The sequence below is a fragment of the Klebsiella sp. 1SOBk5mer genome (assembly GCF_046603115.1).
In the GTDB taxonomy this organism is placed as follows: domain Bacteria; phylum Pseudomonadota; class Gammaproteobacteria; order Enterobacterales; family Enterobacteriaceae; genus Klebsiella; species Klebsiella quasipneumoniae.
In genome coordinates, this window is record NZ_JBKIUU010000006.1 from 89,582 (window position 1) to 104,174 (window position 14,593).

The window sequence follows — 14,593 nt, forward strand, 5'->3', positions numbered from 1 at the left end:
ATGAGGCATCGGCAGGCCATATCACTCCGATAGCGCAAAATGGTTGGCTATTTGAAAAAACAAGTCCAATCAGAAGGTTAGAGAAGGCTGGCAGGCCCGCAACTGGCGCGGGCCGCCGCCGTAACAGAATGTTAATTGATATCGACTTGCTTGATTTTGCTCTGCCGCTGCATGGTCAGCGTGGCGCCCATTGAGGCGATGATAATCGCGCCCAGCGCCAGCGTCTGGGAGAGGTTCAGGGTTTCGCCAAGGAAGATCATACCGGACAGGGCGGCTAGCGCCGGCTCGAGGCTCATCAGCGTACCGAAGGTGCGCGTCGGCAGGCGCGTCAGGGCCATCATCTCCAGGGAGTAGGGGAGTGCGGTGGAGAGAATGGCAATCCCCAGCCCCAGGGGCAGCAGCGACCATTGCAACAGCGTATCGGTGGCTTGCGCCATACCTAACGGGACAAAGACCAGCGAGGCGATAAGCGACCCCATCGCCACCGTGGCTGGACCATGCTCCTCGCCCGCGCGCTGGCCGGTCAGAATATAGACCGCCCAACAGGCCCCGGCGCCGAGAGCGAACAGCGCGCCGGTTAAATCCACCTGCGCCACGTTCTGCCCCAGCGGCAGGAGATACCACAGCCCGAGGATCGCCAGCGCCACCCAGACAAAATCCAGCGGGCGGCGCGAACCGAAAAGCGCCACCGCCAGCGGGCCGGTAAACTCGAGGGCCACCGCCACGCCGAGCGGAATACGCTGCAGGGATAAATAAAACAGATAGTTCATCGCCCCGAGCGCCAGGCCGTACAGCAGCAGCGGTACGCGCTGCGCCGGAGAGAAACGTAGCCGCCAGGGCTTGAACACCACCACCAGGATCAGCGTCCCGAGCGCCAGGCGCAGGGCGGTAACTCCCGGGGCGCCGACCACCGGGAACAGCGATTTGGCGAGCGATGCGCCGCTCTGAATCGAGGTCATAGCGATTAAAATCACCACTATCGGCAACCATGCCGCCGCTTTTCGGGATGGACCGGGCATCCTTTCTCCTGTCAATTTTTGTCAAAAGGGGTAAAAGTTCCAGTGTACTGGAATTAGCTGCTGGCGGTTGAGCTAATGTTGAAAAAAACAGGGGCAAAAACAGTACAATGGCGAAAGTTGCTGAGAAATTCACCAGGTGATTAGGATTAATCTGGATGCTTGCGAATTTCTTAATGAGCGTTAAACTGTAAGTTAACGCCAAAAACTGTTGTTTTCCATATTGTTATAGAAATATGGAAACTTTTGGTTACATGAAAAAGTATGTTAGACAATGTAAACTCCAAAGAGTTTCCCAAAAGTTTTTGATATATTTAAAGCTTAGGACTTATTAGAAACACATTTGAGGTGGTTATGAATAAAATTGCACGTCTTTCAGCACTGGCCGTTGTTCTGGCTGCATCCGTAGGTACTACTGCATTTGCTGCAACCTCTACCGTAACCGGCGGTTACGCGCAGAGCGACATGCAGGGTAAAGCGAACAAAGCTGGCGGTTTCAACCTGAAATACCGTTACGAGCAAGATAACAACCCGCTGGGCGTTATCGGTTCCTTCACCTACACCGAAAAGGATAATAACAGCAACGGTACTTACAACAAAGGTCAGTACTACGGCATCACCGCTGGTCCGGCTTACCGTCTGAACGACTGGGCAAGCATCTACGGCGTAGTGGGTGTTGGTTACGGTAAATTCCAGAACAACAACTTCCCTAATAAATCCGATATGAGCGACTACGGTTTCTCCTACGGTGCTGGTCTGCAGTTCAACCCGATCGAAAACGTTGCTCTGGACTTCTCCTACGAGCAGTCTCGTATTCGTAACGTTGACGTCGGCACCTGGATCGCTGGCGTGGGTTACCGCTTCTAATCACTCCGGTGATATAAAAAATCCGCCTCCTGGGGCGGATTTTTTTTTGCCTGCTGACCGCCAGCCCGGCCGGTTGGCCGGCGCTGACCGCGTCGTTTTAGTTGATGGTGAACTCATCGCTGCCGAGGTGTGAATAGTCCACCTTCTGCAGCTGGAAGTTGGTGATATACACCGGGCCGGCCTTCTGCTCAGAGATAAACCGATAGCGCGGGGCGATTTCCGCCGCCTTGATGCCGGTCCATTGCGAGAAGAAGCTGAGGAAATCATTCGCCGAGCGCTGCGCCTTAATGACTTTATGCGCTTTGTCATCGCTGGAGAGCACCATAAACGGCACCTGGAAGTTCTGCTGGAACTTATCGTCGTGCGCCAGATACTGCACCTCTTTGCCTCGCTCCTTGAACGCCAGACCATGATCGGAAAAGTAGGTCAGGGAAAAGGTGTCGCCGGAATTTTGCAACTGGCTGTAGAGCTTAGCCAGCAGGGTATCGGTTTGCGTCATGCTGTAGAGATAGCAGGAGGTCTCTTTCGACTGGACGAAAACCGTATATTTGCCTTTGGTCCGGTCGCAGGCCTGCGGGTGCGAGCCCATCAGATGCAGAACAATCAGCTGCGGCTGGGTGCGCTGGGTGGAGAGCACCTGCTCGGTCAGCTTCAGTAACTGCTCGTCCTGGGTGTTTTTATTGGCTTCGAAATCGCCGTTTTTCAGGAACTGCACTTCATCCGCCCGTTTGGCGATACTGGCGATAGCGGTGTCGTACTCGCCGATCTGCCCCTGGTTGGAGAACCACCAGGTCTGGAAACCGGCGCGGTTGGCGAGGGTGACAAAGTTATCCTGAAACTGCGGTTTGCCATCGACCACCCGGTTAAGGGTCAGGCCGAGGGATTTTTGCGTCGAGCCGCTGGCGGCGACGTAATTGTTAAACAGATACCCGTTCACCGAGCTGGCAAACGGCGTGTTGTCCCAGTGGCCGCCGAAGGCGCCGAGGGCGTCGCGGCGGGCGCTTTCACCGATCACCACCACATAAAGATGGTACTTCGGCTTCACCGCCAGCACGTGCCAGCTATCTTTCATGCCGGCCAGCTGCGCCATCCGCGCCTGCTCGTCCAGCACCTCGTTATTATTCACCACCACGTCTTTGACAAAACGGAAGGCCGGGTAACCAGTATCGATCACCTTGAATACACCGCCCCAGGCGAGATTTTGCACCGGCTGAAGAAAGAAGATCCCGATGCTGAACAGCAGGCCCAGGGTCTCCATTTTTCCCCAGCGGGTCTGCTCGACGATCCTGCGGCGGACCGCGATGATCCCCAGCGCGAAGATAAATACCGCCAGCAGATAGTTGTACCACGGGAAGATGGTGAGGATTTCCGTGGACTCTTCCACGTTGGTGGCGTGCAGCGCCAGCAAGGTATTGAAGTTGGGCGCGCCGTAAGCCTGGCCAAACGGGTAGTAGAGGGCCGCCAGCAGAGAATAAGCGCCGACCACTGCTTTCTGCACGCGCGGAAAGGCACGCCACAGAAGATGTAACACGCAGGTAAATGCCACGGTATAGAGCAGGCTAAATTCATAGCCCAGCGCCAGGTTAATCAACAGCGATTGTAAAAAGTAGAATCCTGTCCATGGGTTCAGTGCCAGTCGGCGGGCGACCAGCGTATCTTTCAGGGTGGTGACATTCATAGTAAACAATCAAAAAGAGGCCATGCGCATCCCCTGGCTTCAAGGGGTAAAACCTGCTGGACAGTGCGTGAAGAGGGTCTCTGCGAGCCGCGAATGTGGCAGGGCTGTGCAAAGATAGGGCTTGTAAATGGTAAGGTCAACCAGACATAACAGATTGTTTTGCGAGGACGCTTACAAAACTTGAAAAAAGGTGGGGGAAACGGGATAAACCGGTCAGTTTAGCGGCAGATGATGACGGAAAAATGAAGCGGCGTACCGCGACGCCGCCTTAGCGATGGGGTTTGTCCTGCTGCGGTTTACCGTTGATCATCTCGCACAGCATACCGAGCAGCATTAAGCGTACTTTAAAGGGTGAATGGCTGAACACGTTTAAGCACCTCTTGAATTCGTTCATCTGCTCTCCTCCTGCCTGTTCGCTCCATCATTCCCTGATGGATGTTTGCATTATATACAGATATAGCACAGGCTATATTTTATAGCTATGGCTAAAACGTTAAATTTTTGTGCTCTTGGCGCAATCCATTACAATGTGGATCTTTTTATATGATGCTTGACGCGTCACACGAATGAGGAAGCACAATGAACCGTCGCGCAGGTAAGCCAATAACAAAAAAAGTGACGCAGTTAGTAAATGTTGAAGAGCACGTTGAAGGGTTCCGCCAGGTGCGGGAAGCGCATCGGCGCGAGCTGATTGACGACTATGTTGAACTGATTTCCGACCTCATCCGCGAGGTGGGCGAGGCGCGTCAGGTGGATATGGCCGCCCGGCTGGGAGTCTCGCAGCCCACCGTCGCCAAGATGCTCAAACGGCTGGCCAGCGTCGGCCTTATCGAACAGATCCCGTGGCGCGGCATATTCTTAACCGCGGAGGGTGAGAAGCTGGCCCAGGAGAGCCGCGAGCGCCATCAAATCGTGGAGAACTTCCTGCTGGCGATCGGCGTCAGTCCGGAGATCGCCCGTCGTGATGCCGAAGGGATGGAGCATCACGTGAGCGAAGAGACGCTGGCGATGTTCCTGAAATTTACCCAAACACAGGGATCTCAGGAAGCATGACTCTTCCCTTCGTCCAGTCGCTGCTGCGCGATCGTTTTCTCCATCTGCTGCTGATTATCGCCTGCGTGCTCAGCGTGATGGTGCCGTTTGTCCCGGCAAGCTGGCCGGCGGCCATTGACTGGCATACCATCATCACCCTCAGCGGCCTGATGTTGTTGACCAAGGGGATTGAACTGAGCGGCTATTTTGACGTGCTGGGGCGTAAAATGGCCCGCCGCTTTGTCACCGAGCGTCAGCTGGCTATGTTTATGGTGCTGGCGGCGGCGCTGCTGTCCACCTTCCTCACCAACGACGTCGCGCTGTTTATTGTGGTGCCCCTGACCCTGACCCTGAAGAAGTGGTGCGCCATCCCGGTAAACCGGCTGATTATTTTCGAAGCGCTGGCGGTGAACGCCGGGTCGCTGCTGACGCCGATCGGCAACCCGCAGAACATCTTGCTGTGGGGACGCTCCGGTCTCTCTTTCCCTGGGTTTATCGGCCAGATGCTGCCCCTGGCGGCGGCAATGATGCTGACCCTGCTGGCGCTGTGCTGGTTCTGTTTCCCGGCAAAGCGGCTTACCTACCAGAGCAGCGATATAGCGCCATCGTGGCAGCCTAAGCTCGTCTGGAGCTGTCTGGGGCTCTATCTGGTGTTCCTGACGGCGCTGGAGATGAATCAGGCGCTGTGGGGACTGGCGCTGGTGCTGCTGGGCTTTCTGGCGCTGGCCCGGGCGGTGATCGTCCATGTTGACTGGTCGCTGCTGCTGGTGTTTATGGTGATGTTTATCGACGTCCATCTGCTGACCCAGCTTCCGGCGCTGCACCAGGTGCTGAGCGGGGTCGGGACGCTCTCCGGCGGTGGGCTGTGGCTGACCGCCATCGGCCTGTCGCAGGTGATCAGCAATGTGCCCTCGACCATTCTGCTGCTCAACTATGTCCCACCGTCGATCCTGCTCGCCTGGGCGGTTAACGTGGGGGGCTTTGGTCTGCTGCCGGGCTCGCTGGCCAATATCATCGCCCTGCGCATGGCTGGCGATCGGCGGATCTGGTGGCGTTTCCATCTCTACTCCATTCCCATGCTGCTGTGGGCGGCCCTCACCGGCTATTGGCTCTTCAAACTCTGCGCCTGATTTCCGCCGCAGTCCGCCGCCCTCCACGTCGTTCGACAGGATCGCTCTCCGGGGCGATCTTTTTTTTGCCCGGCTCACAGAAAACGATCCCTGGCTTTGCGCATCCGTTCGCTTTTCGATATATGACTAGTCATGAAGTTTAAATGACTAGTCATATATCGAGGCGCAGGATGAAGAACAGACTACCGGCAGATTTCTTATGGGGTAATTCCGTCTCCAGCATGCAGACGGAGGGGGCGTGGAACGAGGGCGGCAAGGGGATGTCGGTGTACGATATCCGGCAACCGGCAGAATTCGCTTCCGACTGGAAGGTGGCGACCGACTCCTATCATCGCTTTAGGGAAGATTTCGATCTGATGCAGGATCTGGGCATGAACTGCTACCGTTTTCAGATCGCCTGGAGCCGGGTGTGCCCTGAGGGAGACGGCGAGTTCAATGAAGAGGGCATCGCCTTCTACCATCAGTTTATTGATGAACTGATCGCCCGCGGCATCGAGCCGATGATCTGCCTGTACCACTTCGATATGCCGCTCTCGCTGGCGGAGCGCTACAACGGATTTACCGACCGCCGGGTGATGGACGCCTTTATTCGCTATGGCCAGAAGATGATCGCCTGCTATGGCGACAAGGTGAAATACTGGCTCACCTTTAATGAACAGAATCTGTACCATTCGCCGGAAGCGTTTCTGATTTCCGGCTACCTGCAGGGGGAGAAGACCCTGCGCGAGCTGTACCTGATCCAGCATCATGTGATGATGGCGCACGTCCATCTGACCGATCACCTGCATCAGACGAAGCCGCAGTGTCTGATGGGCGGGATGCTGGCCCACGCCCTGGTTTATCCGGCGACCTGCAAACCACGCGATATCCTGTGCGCCCAGCAGCTGGACGAGTTTTTAAACCAGAACCTGCTGCGGGCTTACGCCGGGGAGGGCTACAGCCCGGAGGTGATGCATTTTGTCGCCACAGAAGGGTTCGATGATATCTATCGTCCGGAGGATCTCGCGCTGATGGCGACGGTGAAGGTCGATTATCTGGCGTTCAGCTATTACGCCAGCCGGACGCTGAACAGCGACGCGATCCCGCCGGGAACGGCGGTCAACAACTATATGCTGTTTGGCAATCAGGATAACCCGTTCCTGAACGCGACAGAATGGAACTGGCAGATCGATCCGCTGGGCTTCCGGACCATTATCACCCGCTATTATAACGACTGGCGCCTGCCGGTTTTCCCGATTGAAAACGGCATCGGGGTGATTGAGTCGTGGGACGGTGAACATCCGGTTGCCGACGATTACCGCATCGCCTACCATCGCGACCATATCAACGCCATGAAAGCGGCCATGTTTGAGGATGGGGCGCAGGTGATCGGCTATCTCGGCTGGGGATTAATCGACATCCTCAGCTCACAGGGCGATATGCGTAAGCGCTACGGCGTGGTCTACGTCAATCGCGAGAACCATGACCTCAAGGATCTGCGGCGGGTGCCGAAGAAGAGCTATGCGTGGCTGAAGCAGGTGATCCACAGCAATGGCGACGTGATGTAATGGTGTTCTGGCGGTCAGGCCGTAGATCCTGCCCGCCAGCCACTCACTGAATGTATAAGGACCGGGGAATGACGGCGAAGTATCTGCAAATCGCGCGGGAAATAAAAAAACGGATCATCAGCCAGCAGTATCCTGCCAGCGCGCCGTTACCTGACCAGTTTGCGCTGGCGGCAGAGTTCAGCACCAGCCGGATGACCATCCAGCAGGCGATGCGCCAGTTAATCGTCGAAGGGCTGATCTATACCCGCAAAGGGCAGGGCACCTTTGTGCGGAAAAATTTCCTTCAGCTGTCGCAGTGGGAGCTGCCCGGCAGCGACTATTTCGGCGCCACCAAAACCTGGGAGCATCTTGGCGAGGTACAAAGCGAAGTGGTGCGCTTTGAGGTGCGTTTTCCCACTGACAAGGAGCAGAGTTCGCTGCTGATCGACGCCGATGCCCCGGTGTATGACTTTGTTCGCCTGCGGTTGCTCAACGGGGAACCGGTGTCGCTGGATCTGACGGTCATGCCGGTGGGGCTGGTGCCGGGGCTCAATAAAAGCCATCTGGAAAGCTCGGTGTTTCGCTATATCCAGGAGACGCTGGGGCTGAAGCTGATGGGATCTTACCGCGTGGTGCGGGCGATGAAGCCGGATGAACTGGATAAACAGCATCTTCACTGCGAGCCCACCGATCCGGTGCTGGAGGTGGAGCAGGTTATCTATCTGGAAGACGGCACGCCGCTGGAGTACGCCCACTGCCACTATCGCTACGACCACGGCGGGATTATTCTGGTGAATAACGGCTAGACCGGGGGCCCCGGTTGGCGCAGCGCTTAGCAGGGCCAGGGTGTTGTCAGGTTCAGTCGCCAGGCAAGGCGTCAGCCGCAGCCCGGCACAACACCGATAAAAAAAACGGCGGGCATCAGGCCCGCCGTTTTTCTTGTCATGCAGAACTTAGTTCAGACGCACCGGCATACCGGAGCGGTTCTGGATAGCCTGCTCGACCACGTTCTGATCGACATCAGACTGGCTGGTGATCGCCTGTACCGGCTGAGTCAGGGTGATCGGCACGATCTCGCCGCCCTGGAACTGCGCTTCGGTGGTCGACAGCGGGTTGTGAACCTCGATGTAACGGCTGCCGTCCGGCTCGGTGGTGGCTTTTACCGGCTCATCGATAAACTGCACGCGGGTGCCGACCGGCACGTTCTCAAACAGGAATTTGATGTCATCGTTGCGCAGACGTACGCAGCCATGGCTCACGCGCAGGCCGATGCCGAAGTTAGCGTTGGTACCGTGGATGGCGTACAGACGGCCGATATACAGCGCGTACAGGCCCATCGGGTTATCCGGACCGGCCGGTACGACGGCTGGCAGCGGGTTGCCGGCGGCAGCGTATTCCGCATGCATCTTGGCGGTCGGCGTCCAGGTCGGGCCAGCCTTCTTACGTTCGACTTTGGTGGTCCAGTTGATTGGCGTGTCTTTGCCTAACTGGCCGATACCGATCGGCAGAACAATCACGGTGTTAGTGCCTTTCGGGTAGTAGTACAGACGCATTTCGGCGCTGTTGATGATGATCCCTTCATGGACGGTATCCGGCAGGATCAGCTGCTGAGGGATGTTCAGGACGCTACCGCCCTTCGGCAGATAGGTATCCACCCCCGGGTTGGCTTCCAGCATGTTGGAAAGCCCCATCTGATATTTCGCCGCGAAGTATTCCAGCGGCTGCTTGTTATCATCCGGAATGGTGATGACCTGGTTCTGACCAACCAAACGGCTGCCATCGGTTGGCAAAGGATAGGTGACAGCAGACGCTGTATTGCAAAAGCCTACGATGGCGAAGGCTGCCGCTAAGAGTGTAGATAATTTCATAGTTTTTAATGTCGTGTGCGAAATCAACGCCACACAGGCCTTTGTTAATGATTGAGACAGTAGATGGGAGCGCATTATATGTGCATTCCGCTGAACAGGTAAATCAGATGTGTACGAAATCACATTTTTTTCCCTGTCGCCTCGGCTGCCGCGCCCTGGCGTTCGGGGCGACGAGGGTTAGTCTTCCAGCAGCCGGGCCTGCAGCGCCGCGCGGACCGGGGCGGTCAGTTGGTACTCTTCCGCCAGCCAGGCGTCGACATTGCCATAGCGCTGCTGAATAGCCGACAGCGCGGCGGCGAGATAGGACTCTTTCACCGTCAGGATGTCCGCCAGGCTCTGGCGCCCCTGGGCCGTCAGGTCGTTGCCGAGCATCTCCAGCATCCAGGCCTCCACCTGCGTCAGCATGCCATGGGTAAGGAGATACTCCTCCATCACCGTCTCGCTGTCGCATCCGACGGCGAACAGGGTTAACGCGCAGCCGACGCCGGTGCGATCTTTACCGACCGCGCAGTGTTGCAGCAAGGCGCCGTCGAAAGGGGTCGTCAGCCATGCGGCGAGCTGGCGATAGGCCGGATTGTTAAACGGCAGCTGGCGATAGAGTTGCAGCATAAACTGCTCGCCGTTCAGCGCATTAAGGGTGGCGGCATTCAGCTCGGTGACCTTCGCGTTGACCTCGCCGATCGGCGGATTGGCCGGCGCGTTGAGATAGTGAGTGAGCGGGCTCAGTTTGTCCGGCGTGCGCTGTACTTCACCGGGGTCGCGGTAGTCGAGCACCCGGCTGAGCGGCAGGGTATCCAGGTGGTCGAGATCCTCTGCCGTTAGCCGGTTTAGCGCACCGGAGCGTAGCAGCTTGCCGCTGCGTACCCGGCGTCCGTCGGCGGCGCGCTGGCCGCCCAGGTCGCGAAAATTAATGCCGCCCTGCAGGGATAAAAAGGCCGGATGTCGCGGTTGGCTGGTGGTCATGGGACTCCTCATCATCACGTACAGAATAACGGTTTGCGCGCAGGTCTCTGGCGCATCTGACAAAGACCTTAGCACAAGCGCCGCGGCGGAATTTACCGCAGACCGTGAAAAGTGCGTCATTTACTGGCATAATGTCTGCTGTATCACACCCCTCATACTCTTTTTTCAGGATATCCCCGTGCTAGTATCCAGCAACGTTACCATGCAGTTTGGCAGTAAGCCGCTGTTCGAAAATATCTCCGTTAAATTTGGCGGCGGCAACCGTTATGGTCTGATCGGCGCCAACGGCAGCGGTAAATCGACCTTTATGAAGATCCTCGGCGGCGATCTCGAACCGACGCTGGGCAACGTTTCTCTCGACCCGAACGAGCGCATCGGTAAGCTGCGTCAGGATCAGTTCGCCTTTGAAGCGTTCACCGTGCTGGATACGGTCATCATGGGCCACGGCGAGCTGTGGGAAGTGAAGCAGGAGCGCGATCGCATCTATTCCCTCGCCGAGATGAGCGAAGAAGATGGCTATAAAGTGGCCGACCTGGAAGTGAAATATGGCGAAATGGATGGCTACTCTGCTGAAGCGCGCGCGGGCGAACTGCTGCTGGGCGTGGGCATTCCGGTTGAACAGCATTACGGCCCGATGAGCGAAGTCGCCCCAGGCTGGAAGCTGCGTGTCCTGCTGGCGCAGGCGCTGTTCTCTAACCCGGACATTCTGCTGCTCGATGAACCGACCAACAACCTGGACATCGACACCATTCGCTGGCTGGAGCAGACGCTGAACGACCGCGACAGCACCATGATTATCATCTCGCACGACCGTCACTTCCTGAACATGGTTTGCACCCACATGGCGGATCTGGACTACGGCGAGCTGCGCGTCTATCCGGGCAACTACGATGAATACATGACGGCGGCCACCCAGGCGCGTGAACGTCTGCTGGCAGACAACGCCAAGAAAAAAGCGCAGATTGCCGACCTGCAGTCCTTCGTTAGCCGCTTCAGCGCCAACGCCTCTAAATCGCGTCAGGCCACCTCGCGCGCGCGTCAGATTGACAAAATCAAGCTGGAAGAGGTTAAAGCCTCCAGCCGTCAGAACCCGTTTATCCGCTTCGAGCAGGACAAGAAACTGTTCCGTAACGCGCTGGAAGTGGAAGCCCTCACCAAAGGCTTTGAAGACGGTCCGCTGTTCAAAAACGTCAACCTGCTGCTGGAAGTGGGCGAGAAGATTGCCATTCTGGGCGCCAACGGCGTGGGTAAATCCACGATGCTGAAAACCCTGGTGGGTGAACTGCAGCCGGACAACGGCACCGTGAAATGGTCTGAAAACGCTCAACTCGGCTACTACGCGCAGGATCATGAGTACGAGTTCGAAAACGACCTGACGGTCTTCGAGTGGATGAGCCAGTGGAAACAGGAAGGCGACGACGAGCAGGCGGTGCGCAGTATCCTTGGTCGACTGCTGTTTAGCCAGGATGACATCAAGAAGCCGGCGAAAGTATTGTCCGGTGGTGAGAAGGGCCGCATGCTGTTTGGTAAGCTGATGATGCAGAAGCCAAACATCCTGATAATGGATGAACCGACCAACCACCTGGATATGGAATCCATCGAATCGCTGAACATGGCGCTGGAGATGTATCAGGGCACCCTGATCTTCGTTTCCCACGACCGTGAGTTCGTCAGCTCGCTGGCCACCCGCGTGCTGGAGATTACCCCGGAACGGGTGATCGACTTCAGCGGCAACTACGAAGACTACCTGCGCAGCAAAGGTATCGAGTAATCCCGCTTCGTTACCCGGGTTGCGGCTACGCCTTACCCGGGCTACGCCTGGCATGTGATCTGTAGGCCCGCGCAAGCGTAGCGCCGCCGGGCAATAACCGCGGGTAAAGAGCCACTTTCGCGCCGGATGGCGGCTGCGCCTTATCCGGCCTACGGTCCGTGCCATTGTGAGCTTAAGAGCTCTATCTTGTACCCATGGTTACTGAAACTGTCCGTTACCCGGGCTACCAAACCGCACAGTGCTGTAGCCCCGGTAAGCGGTAGCGCCACCGGGGATTTTGAGGCCACCAGTTTGTAGCCCGGATTAGCGTAGCGCCATCCGGGAACATTATTAAATCCAGGCCGGGCGAGGCGTAAGCCGCCGCCCGGCATATGCTCAGAGCCTCCACTCCGTTCCTTCGACGCCATTCACCAGCAGTTTGCGTTTTTCTCCCGCCGGTAATGACAGCTTCAGCGCTTTCCACGCCGGGCGATAATTGCCGCGGGCGTTGACCTTCAGGTTGATAGTGCTGCTGTCGCACGCCATTTCCCACTCCAGCCACAGCGCATCGCCCTGTTTATAGCCCCAGCTTTCGCCGTCATCCTCAAACAGCAGACCCGAAGTGGTCCCGACGCCTTTCAGCGGGAACAGCTGCAGTTCGCGGCGATCGTCCTGTTGCGCAGCAACATGACGGATGCGCTCGCTGAGCGGCAGTCCGGCCCCGGCGCGTACCAGCAGCGGCAGCGTTTCCAGCGGCGCGTCGAGGGTGACCCACTGGCCGCCGGCGAACCACTGGTGGCTGTAGAAATCGTACCATCCGGCCTGATTATCCGGCAGCCACACCTCACGCTGGCGGGCGCCAGGCTCGACCACGCTGGCCACCAGCAGATCGCGCCCCAGCAGGAAGTCATCGCATTCGGCGAAGGTCTGCGCGTCGTGCTGATGATCGAGGAAGGTCGGGCGCAGCATCGGCTCGTCGTCAGCATGCGCCTGCCACAGCAGGGTGTACAGATAGGGCAGCAGGCGGTAGCGCAGCTCAATAGCGGAACGAATGGCCGGGGTGACGGCCGGATACATCCAGGCTTCGTTGACCGTCTGGTCGTCATTCCACGAATGAATAGTAAAGCGCGGGTGCATCACGCCGTTTTGTACCCAGCGCACGAACAGCTCCGGCTCAGGTTTATCGCCGGAGAAACCGCCGACGTCGTGGCCGACGTTAAACAGCCCGGAAAGGCTCATGCCCAGCCCCATGCGGATGTTATAGCGCAGCGTATCCCAGTTGGTGCGGTTATCGCCGCTCCAGGTCTGGACGTAGCGCTGCATCCCGGCGCAGCCGGAGCGGGAGATGAGATACGGGCGCTTTTGCGGCGCAAAGCGCTGCTGGGCCTCCATCGAGGCGCGCATCATCAGCAGCGGCATCACCGGGCGAATATGCTTGATGGCGATTTCGCGGCCAAAGCCGTAGCAGCGCGCTTCGCCGTCCCACACCTCATACTCGTTATTATCGTTCCAGGTCGAATCAATGCCCATCTCCAGCAGCTGGCTGGTGACCCCTTCCTGCCACCAGGCCACGGTTTGCGGATTGGTAAAGTCGAGATGCGATCCTTCATCGTCCCAGAAGCTGGAGCGCTCCGGAGCGTCGGTTTGCGAATCGCGCACGAAGAGACCGCGCTCCGCCACCTCGCCATAGCGCGGATGGTCCTGCAGCAGGCAGGGTTTGATATTGGCGGCCAGCTTCAGCCCGGCGTCGTGGAACGACTGGCTCATCACTTTCGGCTGCGGCACCTTGTCGTGGTTCCAGTTAAAGACGTAGCGCTTGCCGTTGATCGAGGTATAGCCGGAAGAGAGCTGGAACGAATCGCACGGAATAGCGTGCTCATCGCACAGGCGGATGAAGTTCATCAGCTGATTTTGCGCATCCGGCGCGTCGGTATAGTGCATGGTCGAGCCGCTGTAGCCGAGGCTCCATTTTGGCCCGAACAGGGTTTTACCGGTCAGACGGACGAAGGCCTTGGTCACATCCAGCACCTGTTTACCGGTGAACAGGTAGTAATCGATATCGCCGGCTTCCGCCTGCCAACGGCGATAGGCGGTATGATAGTTGTCGATTTCGTTACCCAAATCCAGCCAGCAGCTGCTCAGGTTGTCGTAAAACAGGCCATAGCTAACGTCGCTGCGTTGCGTGATGGTGAACGGAATATGTTTATACAGCGGGTCGGTGCTGGCGGCGTTGTAGCCCATGGCATCAAGGTTGCGCATTTCATAACGCTTACCGGTGCGCTGCAGGTCGCCGGCCTTTTCGCCCAGGCCATAGAAACGCTCGTCTTTGCGGCGGCTCAGATAGTGGGCGACGCCGTCGCCGTGGGCATTGGCCAGATAGGCGCTGGTGGGACGGTCGTTGGCAAGCTGCTGCCATTCCCCGGCATCGTCGCGATAGCTCCACTCCAGCCACAGCGGCTGATGGACGGTGACGCGCAGCTGGCGGGTGGCGATGGTCAGCGTATCGCCCTCCTGGGTCAGCTGCCAGGCCGGGAGACTAAAACCGCTGAGGTCATCCCGGGCGCGGCCTTCCCACGGCACATCCTGCTGCGGAGCGATGCTCCAGGTGCGATCCAGCGCCAGCTGGCCCTGGCGTTTCAGCAGCACGCGGAATAGATTCTCTTCCAGTACGTACAGGCACAGGGTGTGCTGGCCATCGACCGTCAGTTCAACGTGATGCTCCAGCTGTTGATGTAAACTCCAGTGTTTCAACGTCTTCATATC

Annotated in this window: 11 protein-coding genes and 1 pseudogene; 6 read left to right on the forward strand and 6 right to left on the reverse strand. The window is 57.7% G+C overall.

Going from position 1 to position 14,593, the window contains the following annotated elements; genetic code table 11:
* Nucleotides 1-131: 131 nt before the first annotated feature.
* Complete coding sequence (rhtA, locus tag ACLH1U_RS15030; RefSeq protein WP_411299325.1) at nt 132-1,019, reverse strand: threonine/homoserine exporter RhtA; 888 nt, start codon at nt 1,017-1,019, stop codon at nt 132-134.
* 351 nt (nt 1,020-1,370) lie between these two features.
* On the opposite strand from rhtA, the gene ompX reads away from it, so the two are divergent.
* Nucleotides 1,371-1,883: an outer membrane protein OmpX gene (gene ompX / locus ACLH1U_RS15035; RefSeq protein WP_004886207.1), complete on the forward strand. Its 513-nt coding sequence runs from the start codon at nt 1,371-1,373 to the stop codon at nt 1,881-1,883.
* A 97-nt stretch (nt 1,884-1,980) separates the two neighbouring features.
* Here the strand turns inward: ompX and ACLH1U_RS15040 are convergent, their stop codons facing one another.
* Nucleotides 1,981-3,561, reverse strand: a complete 1,581-nt coding sequence (locus ACLH1U_RS15040) for a phosphoethanolamine transferase (RefSeq protein ID WP_048334498.1) — start codon at nt 3,559-3,561, stop codon at nt 1,981-1,983.
* A 268-nt stretch (nt 3,562-3,829) separates the two neighbouring features.
* Nucleotides 3,830-3,955, reverse strand: coding sequence for a manganase accumulation protein MntS (mntS, locus tag ACLH1U_RS15045; protein ID WP_023288948.1), 126 nt, complete (start codon nt 3,953-3,955; stop codon nt 3,830-3,832).
* Between the two features lie 185 nt (nt 3,956-4,140).
* On the opposite strand from mntS, the gene mntR reads away from it, so the two are divergent.
* From mntR to ACLH1U_RS15065, 4 genes are all read left to right on the forward strand, one after another.
* Nucleotides 4,141-4,614 carry a manganese-binding transcriptional regulator MntR gene (gene mntR / locus ACLH1U_RS15050; protein WP_004886216.1) on the forward strand — a complete coding sequence of 158 codons (474 nt, stop codon included), beginning with the start codon at nt 4,141-4,143 and terminating at the stop codon, nt 4,612-4,614.
* The gene (locus ACLH1U_RS15055) at nt 4,611-5,723 is read left to right on the forward strand and encodes an anion transporter (protein ID WP_275257142.1); all 1,113 of its coding nucleotides are present in this window, start codon (nt 4,611-4,613) and stop codon (nt 5,721-5,723) included. The genes mntR and ACLH1U_RS15055 overlap by 4 nt, the downstream gene beginning before the upstream one ends.
* Nucleotides 5,724-5,893: 170 nt before the next feature.
* Complete coding sequence (locus ACLH1U_RS15060; protein ID WP_032455223.1) at nt 5,894-7,270, forward strand: glycoside hydrolase family 1 protein; 1,377 nt, start codon at nt 5,894-5,896, stop codon at nt 7,268-7,270.
* A 68-nt stretch (nt 7,271-7,338) separates the two neighbouring features.
* On the forward strand, nt 7,339-8,055 hold the full coding sequence (locus tag ACLH1U_RS15065; protein ID WP_044521840.1) for a GntR family transcriptional regulator: 717 nt from the start codon (nt 7,339-7,341) through the stop codon (nt 8,053-8,055).
* 147 nt (nt 8,056-8,202) lie between these two features.
* On the opposite strand, the gene ldtB is transcribed toward ACLH1U_RS15065, so the two are convergent.
* Nucleotides 8,203-9,117 (reverse strand): L,D-transpeptidase, encoded by a 915-nt coding sequence (gene ldtB / locus ACLH1U_RS15070; protein WP_032428696.1) that lies wholly within the window; start codon nt 9,115-9,117, stop codon nt 8,203-8,205.
* A gap of 177 nt (nt 9,118-9,294) precedes the next feature.
* Nucleotides 9,295-10,210: pseudogene (locus tag ACLH1U_RS15075) on the reverse strand (tyrosine-protein phosphatase).
* 48 nt (nt 10,211-10,258) lie between these two features.
* On the opposite strand from ACLH1U_RS15075, the gene ACLH1U_RS15080 reads away from it, so the two are divergent.
* Nucleotides 10,259-11,851 carry an ABC-F family ATPase gene (locus ACLH1U_RS15080; RefSeq protein ID WP_023288955.1) on the forward strand — a complete coding sequence of 531 codons (1,593 nt, stop codon included), beginning with the start codon at nt 10,259-10,261 and terminating at the stop codon, nt 11,849-11,851.
* A 375-nt stretch (nt 11,852-12,226) separates the two neighbouring features.
* On the opposite strand, the gene ACLH1U_RS15085 is transcribed toward ACLH1U_RS15080, so the two are convergent.
* Nucleotides 12,227-14,590, reverse strand: a complete 2,364-nt coding sequence (locus ACLH1U_RS15085; RefSeq protein WP_048297124.1) for a glycoside hydrolase family 31 protein — start codon at nt 14,588-14,590, stop codon at nt 12,227-12,229.
* Nucleotides 14,591-14,593 lie beyond the last annotated feature (3 nt).